The organism is Mesorhizobium sp. USDA 4413 (assembly GCF_056280365.1).
Genome location: NZ_JBVPRP010000001.1, coordinates 938,819 through 962,943, shown reverse-complemented (window position 1 = coordinate 962,943; position 24,125 = coordinate 938,819). Strand labels below are relative to the sequence as shown.

Annotated in this window: 19 protein-coding genes; 9 read left to right on the top strand and 10 right to left on the bottom strand. The window is 65.5% G+C overall.

Going from position 1 to position 24,125, the window contains the following annotated elements; genetic code table 11:
- The first annotated feature begins 208 nt into the window (after positions 1-208).
- The 8 genes from ahcY to ACVMIM_RS04860 all read left to right on the top strand — a co-directional run bounded on the left by ahcY (position 209) and on the right by ACVMIM_RS04860 (position 14,056).
- Positions 209-1,609, top strand: a complete 1,401-nt coding sequence (gene ahcY, locus ACVMIM_RS04895) for an adenosylhomocysteinase (protein WP_476110812.1) — start codon at positions 209-211, stop codon at positions 1,607-1,609.
- Between the two features lie 190 nt (positions 1,610-1,799).
- Positions 1,800-4,379 carry a sensor histidine kinase gene (locus ACVMIM_RS04890; RefSeq protein WP_476110810.1) on the top strand — a complete coding sequence of 860 codons (2,580 nt, stop codon included), beginning with the start codon at positions 1,800-1,802 and terminating at the stop codon, positions 4,377-4,379.
- A 10-nt stretch (positions 4,380-4,389) separates the two neighbouring features.
- A complete protein-coding gene (gene tsaE, locus ACVMIM_RS04885; protein ID WP_476117099.1) occupies positions 4,390-5,901 on the top strand; it encodes a tRNA (adenosine(37)-N6)-threonylcarbamoyltransferase complex ATPase subunit type 1 TsaE in 1,512 nt (503 codons plus the stop codon).
- Positions 5,898-6,620: a nucleotidyltransferase family protein gene (locus ACVMIM_RS04880; protein ID WP_278051167.1), complete on the top strand. Its 723-nt coding sequence runs from the start codon at positions 5,898-5,900 to the stop codon at positions 6,618-6,620. Before tsaE ends, ACVMIM_RS04880 begins: the two co-directional genes overlap by 4 nt.
- Positions 6,617-9,736 (top strand): double-strand break repair protein AddB, encoded by a 3,120-nt coding sequence (gene addB / locus ACVMIM_RS04875; RefSeq protein WP_476110808.1) that lies wholly within the window; start codon positions 6,617-6,619, stop codon positions 9,734-9,736. Before ACVMIM_RS04880 ends, addB begins: the two co-directional genes overlap by 4 nt.
- Positions 9,733-13,245 (top strand): double-strand break repair helicase AddA, encoded by a 3,513-nt coding sequence (gene addA, locus ACVMIM_RS04870; protein WP_476110807.1) that lies wholly within the window; start codon positions 9,733-9,735, stop codon positions 13,243-13,245. Before addB ends, addA begins: the two co-directional genes overlap by 4 nt.
- 74 nt (positions 13,246-13,319) lie before the next feature.
- Positions 13,320-13,643: a thioredoxin gene (trxA, locus tag ACVMIM_RS04865; protein ID WP_041000044.1), complete on the top strand. Its 324-nt coding sequence runs from the start codon at positions 13,320-13,322 to the stop codon at positions 13,641-13,643.
- A gap of 131 nt (positions 13,644-13,774) precedes the next feature.
- Complete coding sequence (locus tag ACVMIM_RS04860; protein ID WP_027166948.1) at positions 13,775-14,056, top strand: cupin domain-containing protein; 282 nt, start codon at positions 13,775-13,777, stop codon at positions 14,054-14,056.
- A 317-nt stretch (positions 14,057-14,373) separates the two neighbouring features.
- Here the strand turns inward: ACVMIM_RS04860 and ACVMIM_RS04855 are convergent, their stop codons facing one another.
- The 6 genes from ACVMIM_RS04855 to ACVMIM_RS04830 all read right to left on the bottom strand — a co-directional run bounded on the left by ACVMIM_RS04855 (position 14,374) and on the right by ACVMIM_RS04830 (position 20,141).
- On the bottom strand, positions 14,374-14,793 hold the full coding sequence (locus tag ACVMIM_RS04855) for a VOC family protein (RefSeq protein ID WP_476110804.1): 420 nt from the start codon (positions 14,791-14,793) through the stop codon (positions 14,374-14,376).
- Positions 14,794-14,845: 52 nt separating this feature from the next.
- Positions 14,846-16,171: a bifunctional folylpolyglutamate synthase/dihydrofolate synthase gene (locus tag ACVMIM_RS04850; RefSeq protein ID WP_476110803.1), complete on the bottom strand. Its 1,326-nt coding sequence runs from the start codon at positions 16,169-16,171 to the stop codon at positions 14,846-14,848.
- 138 nt (positions 16,172-16,309) lie between these two features.
- Positions 16,310-17,236, bottom strand: a complete 927-nt coding sequence (accD, locus tag ACVMIM_RS04845) for an acetyl-CoA carboxylase, carboxyltransferase subunit beta (RefSeq protein WP_476110802.1) — start codon at positions 17,234-17,236, stop codon at positions 16,310-16,312.
- A gap of 97 nt (positions 17,237-17,333) precedes the next feature.
- On the bottom strand, positions 17,334-18,170 hold the full coding sequence (trpA, locus tag ACVMIM_RS04840) for a tryptophan synthase subunit alpha (protein ID WP_476110801.1): 837 nt from the start codon (positions 18,168-18,170) through the stop codon (positions 17,334-17,336).
- Between the two features lie 2 nt (positions 18,171-18,172).
- A complete protein-coding gene (gene trpB, locus ACVMIM_RS04835; protein WP_476110799.1) occupies positions 18,173-19,393 on the bottom strand; it encodes a tryptophan synthase subunit beta in 1,221 nt (406 codons plus the stop codon).
- Positions 19,394-19,481: 88 nt separating this feature from the next.
- Entirely contained in the window at positions 19,482-20,141 is a 660-nt protein-coding gene (locus tag ACVMIM_RS04830) for a phosphoribosylanthranilate isomerase (protein ID WP_476110798.1), read from the bottom strand.
- 109 nt (positions 20,142-20,250) lie between these two features.
- On the opposite strand from ACVMIM_RS04830, the gene ACVMIM_RS04825 reads away from it, so the two are divergent.
- Complete coding sequence (locus ACVMIM_RS04825; RefSeq protein ID WP_041000051.1) at positions 20,251-20,469, top strand: hypothetical protein; 219 nt, start codon at positions 20,251-20,253, stop codon at positions 20,467-20,469.
- Positions 20,470-20,677: 208 nt separating this feature from the next.
- Here the strand turns inward: ACVMIM_RS04825 and ACVMIM_RS04820 are convergent, their stop codons facing one another.
- The 4 genes from ACVMIM_RS04820 to ACVMIM_RS04805 all read right to left on the bottom strand — a co-directional run bounded on the left by ACVMIM_RS04820 (position 20,678) and on the right by ACVMIM_RS04805 (position 24,069).
- Positions 20,678-21,436, bottom strand: a complete 759-nt coding sequence (locus ACVMIM_RS04820; protein WP_041000052.1) for a M48 family metallopeptidase — start codon at positions 21,434-21,436, stop codon at positions 20,678-20,680.
- A 118-nt stretch (positions 21,437-21,554) separates the two neighbouring features.
- Positions 21,555-22,037 carry a DUF2852 domain-containing protein gene (locus ACVMIM_RS04815; protein ID WP_278051182.1) on the bottom strand — a complete coding sequence of 161 codons (483 nt, stop codon included), beginning with the start codon at positions 22,035-22,037 and terminating at the stop codon, positions 21,555-21,557.
- A 115-nt stretch (positions 22,038-22,152) separates the two neighbouring features.
- Positions 22,153-23,295 carry a benzoate/H(+) symporter BenE family transporter gene (locus ACVMIM_RS04810; RefSeq protein ID WP_041000054.1) on the bottom strand — a complete coding sequence of 381 codons (1,143 nt, stop codon included), beginning with the start codon at positions 23,293-23,295 and terminating at the stop codon, positions 22,153-22,155.
- Between the two features lie 3 nt (positions 23,296-23,298).
- On the bottom strand, positions 23,299-24,069 hold the full coding sequence (locus ACVMIM_RS04805; RefSeq protein WP_041000163.1) for an alpha/beta hydrolase: 771 nt from the start codon (positions 24,067-24,069) through the stop codon (positions 23,299-23,301).
- Positions 24,070-24,125 lie beyond the last annotated feature (56 nt).

Sequence of the window (24,125 nt, the reverse complement as noted above, 5' to 3'; positions counted from 1 at the left end):
TTTTGTTTTTGGTGCATGTCGTTGTCCCAAACCGCAACACACTTATGGGCGACATGCACCGCGCCACTAAAGACATGCGCGCATAAAGATTTCTTTATGTCCCATTGTCGTCCGGCGACCGATCTGCTAGTCAAGCCGGCAATCGCGCCCTGCTCGCGCTTCCCGGCGCCGGCGCGCCTTTGAGAAAAAATCACACCGGAGCACTGCCATGACGGGTAGCAAGGACTATGTGGTCGCCGATATCTCGCTTGCCGGCTGGGGCCGCAAGGAGATCGAGATCGCCGAAACCGAAATGCCGGGCCTGATGGCCTGCCGCGAGGAGTTCGGCGCCAAGCAGCCGCTGAAGGGCGCGCGCATCACCGGCTCGCTGCACATGACCATCCAGACGGCGGTGCTGATCGAAACGCTGAAGGCGCTGGGCGCCGACATCCGCTGGGCCTCCTGCAACATCTTCTCGACGCAGGACCATGCGGCCGCCGCGATCGCCGAGGCCGGCATCCCGGTCTTCGCCGTCAAGGGCGAGTCGCTGGAGGATTACTGGAACTACACCGACCGCATCTTCCAGTGGGCCGATGGCGGCACCTCCAACATGATCCTGGACGATGGCGGCGACGCCACCATGTACATCCTGCTCGGCGCGCGCGCCGAGGCCGGCGAGGATGTGCTGTCCAATCCCGGCAGCGAAGAGGAAGAGATCCTGTTCGCCCAGATCAAGAAGCGCCTGAAGGCCTCGCCCGGCTTCTTCACCAAGCAGCGGGACGCGATCCGCGGCGTCACCGAGGAGACCACCACCGGCGTCAACCGCCTCTACCAGCTGCAGAAGAAGGGCCTGCTGCCCTTCCCGGCGATCAACGTCAACGATTCCGTCACCAAGTCGAAATTCGACAACAAATATGGCTGCAAGGAATCGCTCGTCGACGGCATCCGCCGCGGCACCGACACGATGATGGCCGGCAAGGTCGCGGTGGTCTGCGGCTATGGCGACGTCGGCAAGGGCTCGTCGGCGTCGCTGCGCGGCGCCGGCGCCCGCGTCAAGGTCACCGAGGTCGACCCGATCTGCGCGCTGCAGGCGGCGATGGACGGCTATGAGGTGGTGACGCTGGAAGACGCCGCTCCCACCGCCGACATCGTCATCACCACCACCGGCAACAAGGATGTCGTCACGCTCGACCATATGCGGGCGATGAAGGACATGGTGATCGTCGGCAATATCGGCCACTTCGACAACGAGATCCAGGTGGCGTCGCTGCGCAATCTGCAATGGACCAACGTCAAGCCGCAGGTCGATCTCATCACCTTCCCAGACGGCAAGCGGATGATCCTTCTGTCGGAAGGACGCCTGCTCAACCTCGGCAACGCCACCGGGCATCCGAGCTTCGTCATGTCGGCCTCGTTCACCAATCAGGTGCTGGCGCAGATCGAGCTCTTCACCAAGCACGGCCAGTACCAGAACCAGGTCTATGTGCTGCCCAAGCACCTCGACGAGAAGGTGGCGCGGCTGCATCTCGACAAGCTCGGCGCCAAGCTGACCGAGCTGTCCAGCGAGCAGGCCGCCTATATCGGCGTGACGCCGCAGGGCCCGTACAAGCCGGAACACTATCGCTATTAACCAAAGCGAAATTATCTACCAGATATTGAAGCCGGGTGGTTGACTTTCCGCCCGGCTTTATTTTTTGCGCCAATGATTCTTCACGCCGATTCCGGCAGGCGTTATTGTTGTGATTCGCGGTCCGGGGACATTTTGGGCCGGGGACGCATTCAGGGCGGTCTTGCATTCAAGCGGCGAAGAGGACCAAGACATGCCGGGGGATTACCCGCCACGCGCGGGAACGGCCGTTTCCGGCGGCCATGAGGATTCGAACAAGGCCGGCCCCGCCGCGAGCGGCGGCGGTTTTCGTGCCCGCCTGCGGCTGGGCTCGCTTCTTGCCACCTCCGCGCTTGCCGGCCCGCTGCTGGCTTTTGCCGCCCATGCCGAGACAGGTCTTCCGGGAAAGGCCGCGGCGCCGGTCGACACCGTCGAGGTCATGCAGCTCGCCATGTTCGTCGGCGTCATGGGCGCAGCACTTGTCTCGGCCATCTTCCTGATCCGCGAGCGCACGCGCACCGCTTCGCAGAATGTCCAGCTCAGGGCCCGCATCGCGGACGTCAACGCGGCGCTGCAGCGTTCCGAGGCGCTGCTCAACCTGCGCGACCAGCGCGTTGTCGTCTGGGCCACGGACAACAAGAAACCCGAGCTCATCGGCAGCCTGCCGCTGGACAGCGGCGCGCCCGACGACAGGTCCGCCTTCCTTGCCTTTGGCCGCTGGCTGATGCCGCGTTCGGCGGCGGCGCTGGAGCACGCGGTCGCGGCGCTGCGCGAACAGGGGAAGGCCTTCGACCTCATCATAGAAACGCAGGCCGGCGGGCCGCTGGAAGTGCATGGCCGCAAGAGCGCGGCGCATGTGCTGTTGCGCTTCGTGTCGCTGTCGGAGACGCTGCGCAACCAGGCCAGGCTGAAGATCGAGAACCAGCGGCTCAGCGCCGACTACGACACCCTGATCGGCCTGCTCGACGCGTTGAAGATGCCGACATGGCTGCGCGGGGCGGACGGGCGATTGCAATGGGTCAACCGCGCCTATGCCGAAGCGGTGGAGGCCGAAAGCCCGGCCGCGGCCGTGCGCGACGCCAAGGAATTCCTTGGTGGCCAGGCGCGCGAGCAGATTGCCGAGCAGCACAAGACACGCCCGGTATTCGAACAGACGCTTTCCACGGTGATCGAAGGCGACCGACGCATGTTCGCGGTCACCGATTTCGCCGGTGCCGACGGCTCGGCGGGGCTTGCCTGCGACACCAGCGCCGCCGAGACGATCCGCGCCGAATATGAACGGACCGTGCGCAGCCATGCCGACACGCTCGACCAGCTGAACACCGCGGTGGCGATCTTCGACACCGAGGAAAAGCTACGCTTCTTCAACCAGGCCTTCCAGAAGCTCTGGGGTCTCGACTCGGGCTTCCTGCTCAGCGCTCCTTCCAACACGCTGCTGCTCGACCGGCTGCGCAGCGAAGGCAGGATCGCCGAGCAGCCGGAATGGCGGCGCTGGAAGGAAAACCTGCTCAGCGCCTACCGCGCCGTCGAATCGCAGGAGCACTGGTGGCATCTGCCGGATGGCAAGACGATCCGCGTGGTGGCCAACCCGCAGCCGAAAGGCGGCGTCACCTGGGTGTTCGAGAACCTGACCGAGAAGATGGACCTCGAAAGCCGCTACCAGACCGCCGTGCGGGTACAGGGCGAGACGCTGGACAACCTCGCCGAGGGCGTGGTGGTGTTCGGTCCGGACGGGCGGCTGCGGCTGTCCAATCCGGCCTTCGTCGCGCTGTGGGGACTGACCGTGGAAGCGGTCAAGCCGAACATCCATGTTTCGGCGATCCGCGACCTGTGCGACCAGCGGGCCGCGAACAGCCCGTGGGGCGGCTTCGTCGCCGCGGTCACCGGCTTCGACGACGAGCGCCGCGACCGCCGCGGCCAGATCGAGCTGATGAACGGCAACGTGCTGCGCTACGCGGTGATCCACCTGCCCAATGGCCAGGTGATGATCACCTTCGTCGACGTCACCGACACCGTCAATGTCGAACGGGCGCTGAAGGACAGGAACGAGGCGCTGGAGAAGTCCGACCAGCTGAAGAACGAATTCGTGCAGCACGTGTCCTATGAGCTGCGCTCGCCGCTGACCAACATCATCGGCTTCACCGAGCTTTTGTCGCTGCCCGCGACAGGGCCGCTGACGCCGAAGCAGCGCGAATATGTCGAGCATGTCGGCTCGTCGTCATCGGTGCTGCTCACCATCGTCAACGATATCCTCGACCTGGCGACCGTCGATGCCGGCATCATGCAGCTCGACATCTCCGAGATGAATATCGACCGGACGATCGCCGCGGCCGCCGAGCTAGTCGCCGACCGGCTGGACGAGCATCAAATCAAGCTCGAGATCGACGCAGCGGAGGCGCCGGCGAGCTTCCATGGCGACGAGACCCGCATTCGCCAGATCCTCTACAATCTGCTCAGCAACGCGGCGAACTACGCGCCGGAGGCGAGCACGATCCGGCTCACCTGCCGCCGGCTGGCCGACGGCGTCGAGTTCTCGGTGCATGACGATGGCCCGGGCATGCCGCCGGATGTGCTGGAATCGGTCTTCCGCCGCTTCGAGCCGCGCGCCAATGGCGGGCGGAGGCGCGGCGCGGGGCTCGGACTGTCGATCGTCAAGAGCTTCGTCGAACTGCATGGCGGAACCGTGCGCATCGAGACCGGCCGGGACAAGGGCACGACGGTGATCTGCACCTTCCCGGACAAGCCTTCCGGAATCCCGGATACGCCGGCCGGCATCCGTGACGCGGCCGAGTAGCGCGGCCTATATGACAGGGATGGTGCTGGAGCGTTTTCTCGCCGACGAGGCGGCAACGGCAAGGCTTGGCGAGGACCTCGCCATGGCATTGCGCGCCGGCGATGCGATCGCGCTCAAAGGCGATCTCGGCGCCGGCAAATCGACGCTGGCCCGCGCGCTGATCCGGGCGCTTGCCGATGATAACAGCCTCGAAGTGCCGAGCCCGACCTTCACGCTGGTGCAGAGCTACGAGACGCGCGTTCCGGTGCATCATTTCGACCTCTACCGCCTCTCCGCGCCGGACGAGATCGACGAGCTCGGCCTCGAGGACGCGCTCGGTCAAGGCGCGGCGCTCATCGAATGGCCTGAACGGGCCGGAGACCGCCTGCCGGCAAACGCGCTGTGGGTCGAGCTTGCCGAATATGGCGAAGGCCGCGTGGCGCGATTGTCCGGACAGGGACCGGCCTATGATCGCGCAGCGCGGTCGCTGGCCATGCGCGATTTCCTGGCCACAGCCGGCTGGGGCGACGCCAGCCGCCGCCATTTCGTCGGCGACGCCTCCCCCCGCTCCTACGAGATCGTCTCGTTGCCTGGCCAAGCGCCGCGCGTGCTGATGAACTCGCCGCGCCTCGTGCTCGGGCCGCCGGTGCGCGATGGCAAGCCCTATGCGGTGATCGCCCATACCGCGCAATCTGTCAGCGCCTTCGTCGCCATCGACCGGGCGTTGCTCGCGGCCGGCGTCAGCGTGCCGGTGATCCACGCCCAGGACCTCGACCAGGGTTTTCTGCTCCTCGAACATCTCGGTTCGGAAGGTTTCTTGAGCGGCGACGGCCAGCCTATCGCCGAACGTTACGAGGCGGCGGCGGAGCTGCTTGCCATGATGCATGGCAAGGCCTGGCCCACGCGGATGGAAGCGGCGCCCGGCGTGGTCCACGACGTGCCGCCCTTCGATCGGGAAGCCATGCTGATCGAGGCCGACCTTTTGGTCGACTGGTACGTGCCTTGGATCACGGGCGAACCGGCTAACGACGAATTGCGGGCCGGCTATCACCGGGTGTGGAACGCGCTACTCGACCGCCTCGCTGGCAGCGAATACACGCTGATGCTGCGCGATTTCCATTCGCCCAACATCATCTGGCGCGCGGAGCGTTACGGCCTCGACCGGCTCGGCATCGTCGACGTCCAGGACGCGCTGATCGGGCCGGCGGCCTATGACGTCGCCTCTCTAGCCATGGATGCGCGTGTCACTGTCCCGCCGGAGATCGAGCGGCGGACGGTCGCCGCCTATGTCGAGGCCAGGCGCAACGCCGGCGCTTTCGACCAGGCCGGTTTCGCCGAGGCCTATGCGATCATGGCCGCGCAGCGCAATTCGAAGATCCTCGGCATCTTCGTGCGGCTCGAAAAGCGCGACGGCAAGCCTTACTATCTGAAGCACCTGCCGCGCATCCGCGACTATCTGAGGCGGGCGCTGGCGCATCCGGCGCTTGCCAGCCTGAAGGAATTCTACATGGCCCACGGCCTGCTCGAGGAACGGGTCGCATGAAGCCCACGACCGCGATGGTGCTGGCGGCCGGACTCGGCAAACGCATGCGGCCGATCACCGACACGATGCCGAAGCCGCTGGTGAAGATCGCCGGCAAGACCCTGCTCGACTGGGGGCTGGACAGCCTGGAAGCCGCCGGAATCGCCAAGGCCGTCGTCAACGTGCACTATTTGCCCGAGCAGATCGTCGCCCATGTCGCCCATAGGCGTGCACCGAAGATCGTCATTTCCGACGAGCGCGAGGCGCTGCTGGAATCGGCGGGCGGCATCGTCAAGGCGCTGCCGCTTCTGGGCACTGCGCCTTTCTACATCATCAACGCCGATACGTTCTGGATCGACAAAGGCGAGCCCAGCCTCGAGCGTCTTGCCCTTGCATGGGACGCCGCCAGAATGGATATTCTGCTGATGCTCACCGATCTCGACTCAGCCACCGGGCACTGCGTCGGCACCGATTTCCTGGTTGCATCCGACGGCGCGCTCACGCGCTCGAAAGGCAACCCGGCGGGCCTGATCTATGCCGGCGCCGCCATCGTCCATCCGCGCATCTTCAAGGACGCGCCCACCGGCTCGCATTCGCTCAATGTCTATTTCGACAAGGCGATCGCCGCCGGGCGCCTGTTCGGCATGAGAATGCATGGACGCTGGATCACCGTCGGCACGCCGGACGCCATTCCCGCCGCCGAGGCGGCGGTTGCCGGCGCGCTCGCGAAAGCGGTATGAGCGGCGCGCGCCGCGTCTTTTCCATCCCGCCCGGAGCGCCGTTCCTGTCGACGCTGGCCGGAGCGTTGCTCGACGGGCGACTGATCCCCGGCTTCCGCTTCGACGGCGAGCCGCTGGCGCTGGCCGACGTCACCATCTATGTGCCGACACGCCGCGCCGCGCGGGCACTGCGCGGCGCCTTCGTGGAGATTCTCGGAAAACGATCAGCCATCCTGCCGACGGTGCGGCCGCTCGGCGAATTCGACGAAGACGAGGCGGCCTTCGACGCCGAGGCGGCGCCGGCGATAGACCTCGCGCCACCGATCGCCGCGCAGGAGCGGCTGTTGTTGCTGGCGCCGCTGGTGCGCGCCTGGAAGGAAAGCCTGCCGGACCATGTCAGAACCCGGTTCAACGAGGAATTCGTCGTGCCGACCTCGGCCGCGGACGCCATCTGGCTGGCGCGCGACCTTGCCCGGCTGATGGACGAGATCGAGACCGAAGGCACGGACTGGGCAAAGCTCGCGACGCTGGTCACCGGCAACCTTGCCGGCTGGTGGCAGGTGACGCTCGATTTCCTCGGCATCGTCACCGACAATTGGCCGGAATTGCTCAAGGAGCGCAACCGCTCCAACCCCGCCGCGCATCGCAGCGCGCTGATCCGCCTGGAAGCGGCGCGGCTGAAGCGCAATCCGCCGGCCGGGCCGGTGATCGCCGCCGGTTCGACCGGCTCCATTCCCGCCACGGCGGAACTGCTTGCCGTGATCGCCGGCCTGCCCAACGGGGCCGTCGTGCTGCCCGGGCTCGATCGCGAGATGGACGATGCATCCTTCGCGGCGATCACGGTGCCCGGCGCGCATCCGGCAACGCTCGGCCACCCGCAATACGGCCTCGCCAAGCTGATCGGCGGCATCGGCATTCCGCGCCGCGATCTAGAGGACGTGATCGCCGCGCCGCCGCCGCTGGCCTTGCGTGCGGCCCTTGTCGGCGAGGCGCTGCGGCCGGCCGAAACCACCGAATATTGGACCGAGACACGGCCGCGCTTCACGACAGACGATGTCGAACAGGCGCTTGCCGGCGTGACGCTGGTGGAGGCGGCGAATGAACGCGACGAGGCGGCGGCTATCGCCATCGCGCTGAAGCGCGCCGTGGAGGCTCCGGGCAAACGCGCGGCGCTCGTTACCGGCGACCGCGCGCTGGCGCGGCGGGTTTCGGCGGAACTTCTGCGTTTCGGCGTCGTTGCCGACGATTCCGGCGGCGCGCCGCTCATCAACACGCCGGCGGCCAGCCTGCTCAGGCTGGCGCTGAGCGCCGCGTTCCGGCCCGGCGATCCGGTCGGCCTGCTTGCCTTGCTCAAGCATCCGCTGCTTGGGCTCGGCCTCGAACGCCGAAACGTGCGCAAGGCGGCCGAACTCGTCGAGTTGGTGGCGCTGCGCGGCGGCACCGGCCGGCCCGATGTCGCATCGCTCGGCGCGCTTTTCGAGACTCGGCTGGCGGAGCTGAGCGGTGATATCCGCCAGCCCTTCTGGTTTTCGCGTCTTACCGTGCGCGGCATCGAGCAGGCGCACGGCATGCTTAGCCGCCTTACCAAAGCGCTTTCGCCGCTCATTGCGATGCGCGATGAGAAGGACGCCGACATCGCCACGTTGACCAGCGCGAGCGTCGTCGCGCTGGAGGATCTGGGCCGCGCGGCGGACGGCAGCCTGGCCGAGCTCTATGCCGGCGACGCCGGCGAAAAGCTCGCCGAACTGCTGCGCGGACTGGTGGCGGCGTCCTCGCCCTTTACCTTCGCCGCTTCGGAGTGGCCGGACGTGATGGAGGCGCTGATCGCGCCCGAGACGGTGAAGCCGGCGCAAGGCACCGACCGCAATATCGCCATCTGGGGCGCGCTGGAAGCCCGATTGCAGAATGTCGACACGCTGGTCATCGGCGGGCTCAATGAAGGCGTGTGGCCGCGCAAGCCCGAGAGCGACCGCTTCATGTCGCGGCTGATGAAGACAGGCATCGACCTCGAACCGCCGGAGCGGCGCATCGGCCTTGCCGCGCATGATTTCCAGATGGCGATGGGCGCGGCGGAAGTGGTGCTGACACGGTCAGCGCGCTCGGGTGACGCGCCGGCGGTGCCGTCGCGCTGGCTGCAGCGCATCCTGACCTTCATCGGCAAGGAACCGGCGGCAGCGCTTCGCGGGCGCGGCGACGCGCTGCTTGCCTGGGCGCGCGCGCTCGATGCCGGCGAGAAGAAGGATTTTGCCCCTCGCCCGCAGCCGAAGCCGCCGCTCAGCATGCGTCCGCAGCATTTCTCGGTCACCGAGATCGAGACTTTGCGCCGCGACCCCTATGCGGTCTATGCGCGGCGCATCCTCGGCCTGATGCCGCTCGAGCCGCTGATCCGCGATCCGGGCGCGGCCGAACGCGGCACGCTGTTTCACGAGATCCTGCATTTGTTCTCGCGGCGGATCGAGGATCCAAGAGCGCCGAACGCCCTGGCCAGCCTCATCGAAGCCGGCCGTCTCTGCTTTGCCGAGGCAAGGCTTCCGCCGGATATCGAAGCCATCTGGTGGCCGCGTTTCGAAAAGCTGGCCGAAAACATCATCGAGTGGGAACATACCCGCGCCGATGCGGTCACGAGGCGCTATGCCGAGGAGCGCGCCGAGAAGACGGTGGTGGGTCGCACCGGCGTGACGTTGTCCGGCTATGCCGACCGCGTCGACCTGCTGGCCGGCGGCATGGCCGACATTCTCGACTACAAGACCGGCTCCTCGCCTTCGAAAGCGCAGGCACACACGCTGCTGTCGCCGCAGTTGGCTTTGGAAGGCGCGTTGCTCAGGCGCGGCGCTTTCAGGGAGCTGGGCATCCGCGAACCGTCGCAGCTTGCCTTCGTGCGGCTGAAGCCGAATGGCGAGGTATTCGAAGAATCGATCCTCGAATATAACCGCAAGCCGCGCACCGCCAATGACCTGTCCGAGGAAGCCTGGGCGCGGCTGGAGCGGCTGCTTTTCCATTATGCCGATCCGACCACCGGCTATCTGTCGCGCGCGCTGCCGTTCCGCGAAGGCGAAGCCGACGGCGACTACGATCATCTGGCGCGTGTGCTGGAATGGTCGGCCGGCGGCGCCAGCGAAGACGAGGCGGAAGGATGAAATATCCGATCCCCTCCGATACCGCCGCCAGCCAGGCGCGCGCTTCAGACCCCGCCTATTCCGCCTGGGTGTCGGCCAATGCCGGCTCGGGCAAGACGCATGTCTTGGCGCAGCGCGTGATTAGGCTCTTGCTCAACGGCACCGATCCGTCGAAGATCCTGTGCCTCACCTATACGCGTGCGGCCGCCGCCAACATGTCGAACCGCGTGTTCTCGACCCTTTCGGAATGGACAGCCCTGCCCGATGCGGAGCTGGCGGCCAGGATCGCGGCGCTGGACGGCCGCGGCGCCGACCGTGACATGATGCGGCGCGCGCGCCGGCTGTTCGCCGAGGCGCTCGAGACGCCGGGCGGGCTGAAGATCCAGACCATCCACGCCTTCTGCGAATCGGTGCTGCACCAGTTCCCGCTCGAAGCCAACATCCCGGCGCATTTCGAGATGCTCGATCCGCAGATGGAGGCCTCGCTGTTTGGCGAGGCCCGCCGTGACATGATCTCAGGCGCGGGCGCCGGCGTCGAGGGGCTGGCGGAAGCCTTTGCCACCGTGCTGGACCGTGGCGGCGAGTTCGGGCTCGATACGCTGCTTGCCGAAATCGTCGGCAAGCGCGACGAGCTGCGCGATTTCATCGCCAAGCTCGGCAGGGACCGGGACTTCCGCCCGCTGTTCGCCGAATTCGGCTTCAGATCCGGACAGACGGCCGAGGGCATCGCCGCTTCGCTCTGGCCGCTGCCTGGCTTCGCCCCCGGCCAGTTCGCCGAATTCGCGCAGGCCGCCGAAGCCGCCGACGCCCGGCAGGTGCTGAACAATGTCGTCCCTTACGCGCGAGGCGCATTCGCCGAAGCCGACCCGATCCGCCGGCTGCGGCTCCTGGCAAAGGCCTTTCTCAAGGCCGACGGCGATCCTTACGAACCGCCCAAGATCTTCAAGAAGGCGCTGGTCGACCGTCTGCCGGACCTGGCCGATCGCTACCTCGCCGCGGCCAAGGCGATCCTCGACGTAACCGACCGGCTGGCACTGTTCCGCATGCTGGAAGGGACGGCGGCGGCGCTCACGGTCGCCGGCTGGCTGATCACGCGCTACGAGCAGCTGAAGCGCGGGCGGGGCTTCCTCGACTTCAACGACCTCATCACCCGCACCGTCAGCCTCTTGTCACGGCCCGATGCTGGGCCATGGGTGCAGTTCAAGCTCGACCAGGGCATCGATCATATCCTGCTCGACGAGGCGCAGGACACCAGCCCGGACCAATGGGAGGTGGTGAAGAAGCTGACGGAAGAGTTCTTCGCCGGGCTCGGCCAGCGCGAGGCGGTCACGCGCACGATCTTTGCCGTGGGCGACGAGAAGCAGTCGATCTATTCCTTTCAGGGAGCAGCGCCGGACTCCTTCGCCGAAAGCCGGCTGTTGTTTGCGGGCCGTGTGCGCGACGCCGAAGCCGCTTTCGCCAATCTCAAGCTCACCTGGTCGTTCCGGTCGAGCGACGACGTGCTGGCCGCGGTCGACCGCGTCTTCGCCGAACCGGAGGTGCGGCGCGGCATCAGCCACGATCCAGACCCTTTGAGCCACAAGGCGATCCGCAACGACGCGCCGGGCTATGTCGAGGTGTGGCCTTCGATCGGCGCCGAGATGGTCGAGGAGCCGGATGACTGGACCTTGCCGGTCAACCACGCCAGCGCGCCCGCAGTGCGCGTCGCCGAGCATGTGGCCACGACGATCCAGACCTGGCTGCGAAATGGCGAGGTGATCGAAGGCAAGGGCAGGAAGCTCGCCGCCGGCGATATCCTGGTGCTGGTGCGCAAGCGCGACCGCTTCGTTCATGCGCTGTCGCGCAGCCTGAAGAACCGGCAGATCCCAGTCGCAGGCGCCGACCGGCTGAGCCTGCCCGGCCACATCGCCGTGCAGGACCTGATCGCGCTTGGACATTTCCTGATCCAGCCGGAAGACGATCTGTCTTTGGCCGCGGTGCTGCGCAGTCCGATCTTCGAGGTCTCCGAGGAGACGTTGCTGGCGCTTGCCGGCGGGAGGCCGAAAGGCCAGTCGCTGCTTGCCTCGCTGCGTCAGCATGCGGCCGAAGATATTGCCCTGGCTGCTGTCGTTAGCCGGCTCGATGGCTGGGCGACCGAGGTGGCGTTCAAGCCGGTGTTCGAATTCTACGCCGCGGCGCTGGCGCGCGACGGGCTGCGCCGCAAGATGACGGCGCGGCTGGGACCCGAAGCCGGCGACATCCTCGACGAATTCCTCAGCTTCTGCCTGGCCGAGGAGCGGACCGGCCTGCCGGGGCTGGAATCCTTCCTGTCGACGCTGGAAAATGCCGGTCCCGAGATCAAGCGCGAGATGGACCAGACGCGCGACGAGGTGCGGGTCATGACCGTGCACGCCGCCAAGGGCCTCGAAGCCCCTGTCGTTTTCCTGGTCGATGGCGGCTCGGCGCCGTTCAGCGACCAGCATCTGCCGCGGCTGATGCCGTTCGAGAGCTCGGGGACACAATGGAAGGGCAAGGGCTATCTGTGGCGCTCGGCCAGCGATGTCGCCAACGGCGTCTCGAAGGCGGCCTCAATCCGAGCGCGCGAACTGGCGGACGACGAGTACCGGCGGCTGCTCTATGTCGGCATGACACGCGCGGAGGACCGGCTGATCGTCTGCGGCTATCACGGCAAGCGCCAGCCCAGCACCGGCACCTGGCATTCGATTGTCAGCCGGGCGCTGCTGGGTGCGCCTGAAAGTTCGGAGCGGCGGCATCCGGCGACGGCGGACGTTGCCGTGCATCGCTTCCACATGACCAAATTGCCGCCGGTGGCGCTGACCGGCGTCGACGAGACCGGCCCGTTCGAGCACACGGCGCCGCTGCCTGAAACCCTGTTCCGGCCGCTGCCGCCCTATGAGGAGCTGCCGCGGCCGCTTTCGCCTTCCGGCGCCTCGGCGCTGATCGAGGAAGCGAAAGACGCTGCGCCCGACACGCGCTCGCCGGTGCTCGATGCCGCCGCCGAGCCCGGCTTCGCGGTGGTGCGCGGCCTGGCCCTGCACAAATTGCTGCAGATGCTGCCCGGCATCGCCGAAGGGGAAAGGCGGGACGCGGCCGAGCTCTACCTGACGCGCGCTGGTGCCGATTGGCCGGCGGACGAGCGCGACAGGGCGCTGGACGCCGTGCTTGCGATCCTGTCCGACGGCCGCTTCGGCGCACTGTTCTCGCCGTCGTCACGCGCCGAGGTCGCGATCATGGGCAGCCTCGAGGTGAAGGGCAGGCTGCGTTCCATCTCCGGCAAGATCGACCGGCTGGCCGTCACCCCGGAAAAGGTGTCGATCGTCGACTACAAGACCAACCGGCCGGCGCCCAAAGACCTGACGGAAGTGCCGCCTGCCTATGTGCTGCAGCTTGCGCTCTACCGGGCGCTGCTTCAGCCGCTCTATCCGGGGCGAGAGGTGACGGCGGCGCTGCTCTTCACCGAGGCGCCGCGCCTGATCGAGCTGCCGGCCAAGGCCATGGACGATGCACTTGCCCGACTCACGGGAGCGTGACACAAGAACTGCTTGAACATCGCCGCCACAACCACCACATTTGGTGCAACCCGAGTTTTCGAAAGGATTTCAGCATGGCCACCGTCAAGGTCGACAAGGGCAATTTCCAGGCCGATGTGCTCAACGCCAAGGAGCCGGTCGTGGTGGATTTCTGGGCGGAATGGTGCGGCCCGTGCAAGATGATCGCCCCGGCGCTGGAAGACATCGCCAAGGAGCTCGGCTCGAAGGTGAAGGTCGCCAAGCTGAACATCGACGAGAACCCCGAACTCGCCGCTCAGTATGGCGTGCGCTCGATCCCGACGCTGATGATCTTCAAGGGCGGCGAAGTGGCCGACATGAAGGTCGGCGCGGCGCCCAAGACGGCGCTGTCGCACTGGATCAACGGCAGCCTCGCCTGAGCCGATTCGAAAAGTTCAAGGACAAGCCCGGCCAATCGCGCCGGGCTTTTTCTTGGCGTCATCGCTCGACGCGCTCTGGCCCTCGCATGCAGGCACGTCATACTCTTTGCTTCAGAAAAAGGGAGAGCGCCATGACCGGGACAGCCAAGGCCACAGTACACGTCGACAATGAGCGCGTCATCGTCACCGAGTACCGCTTCGCGCCGGGCGCCAACACCGGCTGGCACCGCCACGGCCATGACTATGTCGTGGTGCCGCTGATGGACGGCAAGGTGAAGCTGGTGACGAAGGACGGCGAATCCTTCGCCGAGATGAAGCAGGGCGCGCCCTATTTCCGCCGGGAAGGCGTCGAGCACGACGTCATCAACGCCAATGACGGCGAATATGCTTTCATTGAGATCGAGCTGAAATAGGCTGTTGGCTAGCCATCACCTGCCATCTTGATGGCTAAGCTCTGTCGGTATCTATTTCCGGCAAGCGGAGTTCGAAATGGCCGGACCAAAACTCTCAGTCCGTGGCGGCGCTTCCAGATCACGGCATGGATTCTATGGTCTGCGCCGCGTCGCTTCGCTCCTTGCTCCGCCATAGAATGACGAGGTTGGGGCGGCATCAATCAATCCCCGGCGTTTGCTCTGATTTCGCGGAATGAATCTTGCACCAAGACAAACGGCAACCTTTTCAAAATCCCTTTGTCTAGCCGAATTTCGGACCGGTCAATCAGCTGAACTGATCACCAGTCGGCGACGCGGTCGCCGCCGGCGAATTGCGCGCTTTGTGCAGTGTATTCAAACAGCTCGATCTTCACGCCGTTTGGGTCGCTGATCCAGGCCTGGTAAGTGTCGTCGCAGGCGAGCTTTTTCGGAGTGACCTCGACGCCTTTCGACCGGATATGGGCGATCGCCGCGTCGATATCTTCCACCTCCAGGCAGAAGTGGTTGATCTGATCGCGGTCGCTGTAGCTCGCCTCGTTCCTTTCAAAGACCTCGACATGGCTGCGGCCGCCGCAGTCGAGATAGAAGCCGAAAATCCTGCCGTCGCGTAGGAAATTGAACCTTGTGTCCATGCCGAGCACGTCGCGGTAGAAGCGGCGCGTCGCCTCCAGGTCATGCGCGAAGATGCAGACATGAGCGAGTTGCTTCACCTTGATCATGGCCGGCTCCTTTCGGCCCCCGCCGAAATCCGCAGCGCAATCTTGATTCGCTTCAGGTCGGCGGCGTGCCGTTCTCGGCCAGCACGGCGCCGGCGAAATAGAGCGAGCCGCCGATCAGGATGCGCGGTGCCGGGCCGTCCCAGGAGTCGCGCAACAGCATCAGCGCGTTGGCGACGGAGCTGACCGGCTCCGCCGACAGGCCGGCCTCTTCGGCACGCAGTGCCAGCTCGTCATTTGGCACGCCGGCTTCGCTGTTGGTCACCGGCACGGTATAGACATGACGGGCCAACCCCTTGAAGGCGCTGAAATAGCCGGTCTGGTCCTTGGTGTTGATCATGCCGGAGATCAGGACCAGCGGTCTCGGATTCTTCTCCTCCTGCTCGGCCAACGCCTCGGCGATGACGATGCCGGCGCCGGGATTGTGGCCGCCGTCCAGCCAGATCTCAGCGCCCTTCGGCGCCAGATCCACCAATTTGCCCTGCGTCAGCTTCTGCATGCGTGCCGGCCAGGCGACATGGGTCATTGCCCGCTCGGCGGCGCGATGGCCGATCTCGAAGCCGGCCGCCTTGACGGCGGCGATCGCCGCGGCGGCATTCGCGTATTGGTGCCGACCGGGCAGGCGCGGCAGCGGCAGGTCCATCAGCCCGTCCTCGTCCTGGTAGACCATGCGGCCGTTTTCCTCGAAAGCAAGGAAATCCTGGCTATAGACCACGGTCGGACAATCCAGCCGCTCGGCCGTCTCGATCAGCACCTGAAGCGCTGTCTCGCTTTCCTGGGCGCCGATCACCACCGGGCAGCCGCGCTTCATGATGCCGGCCTTTTCGGCGGCGATCAGCTCGACGCGGTCGCCGAGATAGGCTTGGTGATCCATCGAGATCGGCATGATCACCGAAACGGCCGGACGCTTGATGACATTGGTAGCGTCGAAGCGGCCGCCAAGGCCGACCTCGATGATCGCCGCCTCCGCCGAATGCTCCGAGAACAGGATGAAGGTGACGGCGGTGAGGATCTCGAAGACGGTGATCGTCTGGCCCGCATTGGCCTTGGCGACGCGCGCAATGGCTTCGGCGAAAACGTCGTCGTCGACGAGCTTGCCGCCGCCTTCGGCCGCCAGCCGGTAGCGCTCGTGCCAGTTCACCAGATGCGGCGAGGTATGGACGTGGACGAGGTGGCCGGCCGCCTCCAGCAGCGCGCGCGAAAAGGCGGCGCAGGAGCCCTTGCCGTTGGTGCCGGCGATGTGGATGACCGGCGGCAGCCGGTCCTGCGGATTGCCGAGGCGTTCGAGAAGCCGCGTGACGCGGTCCAGCGAAAGGTCGAAGCCTTTCGGATGCAGCGTCATCAGATGTTCGATTTCGCGTTCGGCGGAAAGCGTTGTCATGGCGGATTCCTAACGCCTAACCCAGAGACCGGGAATCGGTCTCGGAACGGTCATGCGCATCAAGAGGCTACAGCACACAACGGACGGCGCAAATCGCGGTTCGCGGCGAACGATGTCGCGCCGGCCGATGATATCGCCTCAGGCTGGCGGCCGCGCCTCGGCATTGACCACCGCCGGCGGCAGGATTTCCGGCTCGAGCGGCTTGTCGGCCGGCGGCATCTTGAGCAGCATTTTCAGCAAACGCGCGATGGTCGGCCGCATCTCGAGCCGCGACACGACCATGTCTACCATGCCGTGCTCCATCAGATATTCGGCGCGCTGAAAGCCGTCGGGCAGCTTCTCGCGGATGGTCTGCTCGATGACGCGTGGACCGGCAAAGCCGATCAGCGCGCCCGGCTCGGCGATGTGGACGTCGCCCAGCATAGCATAGGAGGCGGTGACGCCGCCCGTGGTCGGGTTGGTCAGCACGACGATATAAGGCAGGCCGGCTTCCTTCAGCCGGTCGACGCCGACCGTGGTGCGCGGCAGCTGCATCAGCGAGAGGATGCCTTCCTGCATGCGGGCGCCGCCGGAGGCGGCGAACAGGATCAGCGGCCGCCTGCGCTGAAGCGCGACCTCGAACGCGTGCACGATCGCCTCGCCGGCGGCCATGCCGAGCGAGCCGCCCATGAAGGCGAAATCCTGCACTGTGACCACCACCGGCAGGCCTTCGATGCTGCCGACCGCGTTGAGGATAGCGTCTTCCAGGCCGGTCTTCGTCTTCGCCTCCTTCAGGCGATCGGTGTAGCGCTTCTCGTCGCGGAACTTCAGCGGGTCCTGGACGACCTTGGGGTTTTCCAGCACCTCATATTTGCCGTCGTCGAAGAAGTATTTCAGCCGCTCCTTGGCCGAGATCTTCATGTGATGGCCGGAGGACGGAATGACGAACTGGTTGGATTCGAGATCCTTGTGGAAGACCATCTCGCCGGTCTCGGGATCCTTGATCCAGAGGTTTTCCGGCATGTCGGTGCGCCGGCCAAGCATCGAATTGATCTTCGGGCGGACGTAATTGGTGATCCAGTTCATGGCTTCGGCTCCCTGCCCTGGAAGAACTTCAAGCTATTCCAGGAAAAGTCTGTGGCGGTTTTCCGGCTGGAATTTGCGCCGCGAAGAATTAGTCAGACTATTCGGCGGCGGCAAGGCGGGCCGTACGAACGCCCTGGGCAAGGCCGCTGACCAATGTGGCGACGGCTTCGGCCGGATCGGCTGTCTCGCCCTTGGGTCCCAGCACATTGGCGATCGCATTGACGATCGCCGTGCCGACGACGACGCCGTCGGCCGACGCGCCGATGACGCGCGCCTGCTCGGCGGTCTTGACGCCGAAGCCGACGCAGACCGGCAGCGCGGTGTGGGCCTTGATGCGCGTGACCGCAGCCGAGACTTTGGCGGTGTCGGCAAGCGCGGAGCCGGTGATGCCGGTCATCGAGACGTAATAGACGAAGCCGGAGGTGTTTTCCAAAACCTTGGGCAGGCGCTTGTCGTCGGTGGTCGGCGTCGCCAGGCGGATGAAATTGACGCCGGCCTTCAGCGCCGGAATGCAAAGCTCCTCATCCATTTCCGGCGGCAGGTCGACGACGATCAGGCCGTCGATGCCGCTGGCCTTGGCGTCGACGAGGAAACGGTCGACGCCGTAGATGTAGATCGGATTGTAGTAACCCATCAGCACGATCGGCGTCTCGTCATCGCCGGCGCGAAATTCGGATGCCATCTTCAGCGTGCGGGCCAAGGTCTGGCCTCCTTTCAGCGCCCGAAGACCCGCGGCCTGGATCGCCGGCCCGTCGGCCATCGGATCGGAGAAGGGCATGCCGAGCTCGATGATGTCGCTGCCGGAGGCGGGCAGCCCCTTCATGATCGAGAGCGAGGTGTCGTAATCGGGGTCGCCGCCCATGATGTAGGTGACGAGAGCCGGGCGGCCTTCGGCCTTGAGCTTGGCCATGCGGCGGTCGATGCGCGTGGTCATTGTCAGATCTCCATGCCGAGCATGTTGGCCACCGTGTGCACGTCCTTGTCGCCGCGGCCGGACAGATTGACGATGACGATCTGGTCCTTGTCCATCTTCGGCACGATCTTCATCGCATGCGCGATGGCATGCGCGGATTCCAGCGCCGGGATGATGCCTTCGACGCGGGTTGTGAGCTGGAAAGCCTCAAGCGCCTCGTCGTCGAGGATCGGCTCATACTGGACGCGGCCCGAATCGCGCAGCCAGGAATGCTCCGGGCCGACGCCCGGATAATCGAGGCCGGCCGAGATCGAATGGCCGTCGAGGATCTGGCCGTCCGAGTTCTGCAACAAATAGGTGCGGTTGCCGTGGAGCACGCCGGGCTTGCCGGCATTCATCGAGGCGCAATGTTCGACGCCATCGAGGCCGCGCCCGCCGGCCTCGATGCCGATGATGCGCACATCCTTGTCGTCGAGGAAGGGATGGAACAGGCCAATGGCGTTGGAGCCGCCACCGACGGCCGCGATGATGACATCCGGCAGCCGGCCTTCCTGCTCCAGGATCTGGGCGCGCGCTTCCGAGCCGATCACCGACTGGAAGTCGCGCACCAGCTCGGGATAGGGATGCGGGCCGGCGGCGGTGCCGATCAGGTAATAGGTGTCCTCGACATTGGTCACCCAATCACGAAGGGCCTCGTTCATGGCGTCCTTCAACGTGCCGTGGCCGGCGGTGACCGGCCGCACCTCGGCGCCGAGCAGCCGCATGCGGAACACGTTGGGGCTTTGGCGGGCGACGTCGGTGGCGCCCATGTAGACCACGCAGGGATAGCCGAAGCGCGCAGCCACAGTTGCCGAGGCGACGCCATGCTGGCCGGCGCCGGTCTCGGCGATGATGCGCTTCTTACCCATGCGCTTGGCCAGCAGAATCTGGCCGAGGCAGTTGTTGATCTTGTGCGAGCCGGTGTGGTTGAGGTCCTCGCGCTTGAAATAGACCTTGGCCCCACCGAGATGTTTGGTGAGTCCTTCGGCGAAATAGAGCTTCGACGGTCGCCCGGCATAGTGGGTGGAGAGGTTCTGCAGCTCGGCCTTGAATTCGGGATCTTTCTTGGCCTTGTTCCACTGCTCTTCCAGATCGAGGATCAGCGGCATCAGCGTCTCGGCGACGAAGCGGCCGCCGAAAATGCCGAACATGCCCTGCTCGTCGGGCCCGGTGCGGAAGGAATTGGGCATTGCCGGCTTGTTCATCGCCGATCTCCTGGCATCTTATGTTTTGAACACGTCCTTGTCGGAAAACCGGATTCCACCTTTCCGGGACATATTCGGGTTAGGCTGTTCAGGCGGCGCGGTCGTCGCGCGCGGCCCTGGCGGCCCGGAAAAACTGCTCGATCAGCGCCGGATCCTTGACGCCTGGAGCGCTTTCCACGCCCGACGAGATGTCTATACCGGGCGGGTTGGCCTGTCTCAGGGCATCGCCGATATTGGCGGCGTTGAGCCCACCCGAAAGCATGTAATCGACGCCTGCGTCAAGGCCGGCAAGGACGCGCCAATCGAAGGCGACGCCGTTGCCGCCCGGAAGTTGCGATCCCTTCGGCGGCTTGGAATCCAGAAGGAAGCGATCGGCGACCCCGACGAAAGATTTCATGCGGTCCAGATCCGCCGCCTCGCTGACCGACAGCGCCTTCATGACCGGGAGACCATAGCGGGCCTTCAGTTCCGCCACGCGCCCGGTCGTTTCCGAACCGTGCAGCTGCAGCATGTCCGGCTGCATCTTGGCGACGATCTGGTCGAGGAAAGCATCATCGGCATCGACGGTGACGGCAACCGCCTTGGCCTTGCCGCGCGCCGCTTCGCGCAGGCGCCCGGCTTCGGCGGGCTCGACATAGCGCGGGCTCTTGGCGAAGAAAATAAAGCCGACATGGCTGGCCCCGCCGGCAAGGGCAGCGGCCATTGCGGCGTCGGTTTTCAGTCCGCAGATCTTGATGTCGAGTGTCATGGCGCGGGATTGGCACGAAACGGGAAAAGAGTCGAGAAAAAGCATGCTGTTGCCGGCTCTTCGGAAAACGCTACCTTCATATAGGAACCACAGGCGGGAGCAGACACTCATGGCCGACCGAACCGTCGCCGAACTGAAGCAGAAGATCGCGCAGGCGCGCGAGGTGATCGCGCATCTGATGGAAAAGTCCGACTTCAACGGCGCCGAAGCGCACCGGGCGCTGGACTATTTCGGCAGCGATGCCTTCGACCGGGATTTCTTGCCTTGGCCGCATCAGGGCGAGGAGGGATTGCGGCCGGAGGAGCTGAACGCGGCGAATGATGATTGATGGGTTTCGTCCTGAACCAGCGGACGCTGGGACAGCACCCCCCTCTGGCCTGCCGACCCGCGAGGGGGGTGATCAGCAGCTTCGGCGCTGAGCCCTTCCTGCAGCGCTTGATATTTAGCGAAAGCCGTGGCGATAGCCAATCTCCCCGCGGGGGAGATGCCCGGCGGGGCTGAGGGGGGTGTGAAGGAACGCGACCTAGCCGGTTAAGCTACTCAAACACAATCGCCTGCAGGGCCCCGCCGTTGCGCTTCAGCCAGTCCTTGCAGCGGTCGGTGTCGGGGCAGAGCTTCTCGCACAGTCTCCAGAATTTCGGGCCGTGGTTCATCTCTTTCAGATGCGCCACCTCATGCGCCACGAGGTAGTTTATCACCGCCGGCGGCGCCATCATGATGCGCCACGAGAAAGAGAGATTGCCCTCCGAGGTGCATGACCCCCAGCGGCTGGAGGTATCCTTATACCTTATCGCCTTGGCGCGCTTGCCGATCGCCTCGGTGTGCTTCACCACCAGCTTCTCGATCTCCTTCTTCGCCTCGCGCTTGAGATAATCGGCGATGCGGCGCGGCAGATGGATGCGCTCGCCATGCACGATCAGAAGCGGACCGCGCTCGTCGCGCGAGACGGTGACGGTGCCGCGCCTCGAAGGCTCATGCACGATACGGTGCGGCACGCCGCGGATCGGAATCCTGATGCCGGGGCGTACCTGCGGCCGCGTCGGCACCTTGGCCAGGCGCTGCTCCAGCCAGTCCTGATGGCGGTCGAGGAATTTCTCCACCTCGCCCCGGCGCAGGCCGGGCGGCACGGTGACCCGCAGGCCTTGGCCGCCGGAATCGATGCGCAGCGTGAGCCGCCTGGCCCTGGCGCTTTCGACGATCTTCAGCGGCAGCGTTCGGCCGGCGACGCAATGTTCTCGCTCCACGACAGGCGTGGGCTTTGGCTTGGTCAGATTGCGAAAGAAGCCGAGGGTCATGGCTGGACGATACGCGATTCGAGAGAAACGGCCAGTGGAGTAAAGCTAGATGGAGAACAAAAAAGAAACGGCGCCGCTTGCGCGACGCCGCATGTGGGGGCGGCCCTATGGTTGAGCCTCAGTCGTCAAGGAGATTCGAGCCCTTGCCGCTATTCGGCCCCGTCGCTCCGGTGGGCCCGGTCGTGGTGGTCGGCGCGGTCGGCTTGTTGCGCTGGGCCATGAAACGATCGAACTCTTCCTGGTCCTTGGCGCGGCGCAGCTCGCGGGCATACTCGTCGAACTCCGAGAGCATCTCGTCGAGCTTGCGGCGCTCCTCGGCGAGCCGCTCGAGCTCCTTCTCGCGCCAGTCGTCGAAGGCGACATTGCCGGTGCGGGACGAGCCGTGACCCCAGCGAGCCGCTTTGTCCGAGCCGCGGCGGCAGCCGGCGAAGATGCCGTCGGTGGCGCGGTTGACGTCGCGCTTGAAGCCCTCGAGCCGGTCGCCCCAGATGATGTAGGCGAGCATGGCGAGGCCGAGCGGCCAGAACACCATGAAGCCGATCACCATCAGCGCGATGGTGGCCGGCGTCCAGGCCGGACGGATCAATGCAGTCGTATTCATTTCTCCCAATCCTTCCGTTGGAGACAGCCAAACCGGCTGCGTGGAATCGAAATGGGAAGGCGAAATCGGCTATTCAAGGCAAGGCCAGCCAAAACCGGCGAAGCGCCTGAAATGATTATCGCTTTTTGAGTTTTTCCAGGAAAAGCACTGCCATTCCGGCAACTAGCCCCCAAAATGCCGCGCCGACGCCGAAAAGCGTGAGCCCCGAAGCCGTCACGGCGAAGGTGACGGTGGCCGGCATGCGTTCGGCCTCGTCTTTCAGCGCAATCGACATGGCGTTGGCCAAGGGCGCCGTCAAAGCGAGTCCGGCGACCAGCACGATCAGGCTTTGCGGCAGGACGGCAAAGATCGCCACCAGCGAGGCGCCGAAGATCGCGAAGATGAGATAGGCAAGCGCGTAGAACGGCCCGGTTTTCCAGCGTTCGGCCGGGTCGGGATGGACATCGGGGCCAGTGCAGATTGCCGCCGAGATTGCCGCAAGATTGGTTGTCGCGGCGCCGAACGGCGCCGAGAGCAGCGAAAACAGACCGGTGACGCCGATCAGCGGACCGGGCTCCGGATGATAGCCCGCGGCGCGCAGCACCGCGAGGCCGGAAAGGTTCTGGGAAGCCATGGTGACCAGATAGAGCGGCAAGGCGAGGCCAATGGTCGCCGAGGCGGTGAATTGCGGCGCAATGAACGTCAATGTCGACAGTTCCGGCACAGGCAGGCTGCCGACGCGGCCGGTAAGGAAAGCGGCGAGGCCGCCGCCGATCAGCACCACAAGCACCGACAGAGCCGGATTGAACAGGCGGATAACGAAGAACGCTGCGATCAGCGGCAGGATCAGCCGGGGATCGGCCGGAATGGTCTTCACTGCATTGACGGCGAAGCTGACCAGGATGCCGGCCAGCATGCCGGACGCGACCGAGGCGGGGATTTTCGCGATCAGCCGGGTCAACGGCTTGAACAGGCCAGTGGCGACCAGAAGGACGCCGGTGACGATGAAGGCGCCGACGGCCTGCGGCATCGTGAAACCGCTGGAGGCCGCGATCAGAGCCAGGCCTGGGGTCGACCAGGCGGTGATGACCGGCATCTTCGTGCGCCAGGACAGCCACAGGCATTCGATCGTCATGGCCAGGCAGATCGCGGTGACGCCGCTGGCGGTCTCGATCTGCGTCGCGCCGACCGCCTTGGCGGCGGCGATGACGAGGGCCAGCGTGCCGCCGAAGCCGACGATCGCCGCGACGAAGGCAGATATCGGGATGGAGATGCGCATCGGTCAGGCGGCCCGCCTGACCATGTCGCCGACAACCCGTTCGAGCATATTGAGATCCTCCGGGCGGGACAGACGATGGTCGCCGTCCGGGATCAGCGACAGCGTCACATCGTCGGCGGGCAGCATCGCGGCCAGCTTCAACGCATGGCCGGACGGCACATCCGGATCGGCAAGGCCCTGCAGGATGTGCACCGGGCAATGCGTGTCGATCGGCCCGGTCATCACCCGGTTGGCCCGGCCGTCCTCGATCAGAGCGCGCGTGTAGATGTAAGGCTCGTCGGAATAGTCGGACGGCTCGGCGAAAAACCCCTTTTTCGAAAGGTCGCGCCTCTGTGCCTTGGTCAGCACCGGTTCGATCAGCTCGACCGTGAAATCCGGCGCCGGCGCCAGCAGGACCAGTCCGGCGACGCGGTCGTCGCCGGCTTTGCGCAGTTCCTGCACCATGCGCAGCGCGATCCACGCCCCCATCGAGGAGCCGACCAGGATCTGCCTGCCCTTGCTGAACCGGCGAAAGACGGCAAGGCTCTCGGCCAGCCATCTGGAGATCGTGCCGGCGGCGAATTCGCCGCCCGACTCGCCATGGCCGGAATAGTCGTGCCGCAGATAGGCATGGCCTTCGCGAGCGGCCCAGGCGGCAAGCGCGTCGGCCTTCGTGCCCAGCATGTCGGACTTGTAGCCGCCGAGCCAGACCACGCCGGGTGCTGTGCCGGGCGCCTGTCTGACGGCGATGTTCGACCCCTCCACATCGATGAAAACCGGAGCGCTGGCGGCCATGAGCTTGTCCTTTCGGCCGGTCTTTTGGCACAGGCCGGGGTTCAACGAAAAGTGCT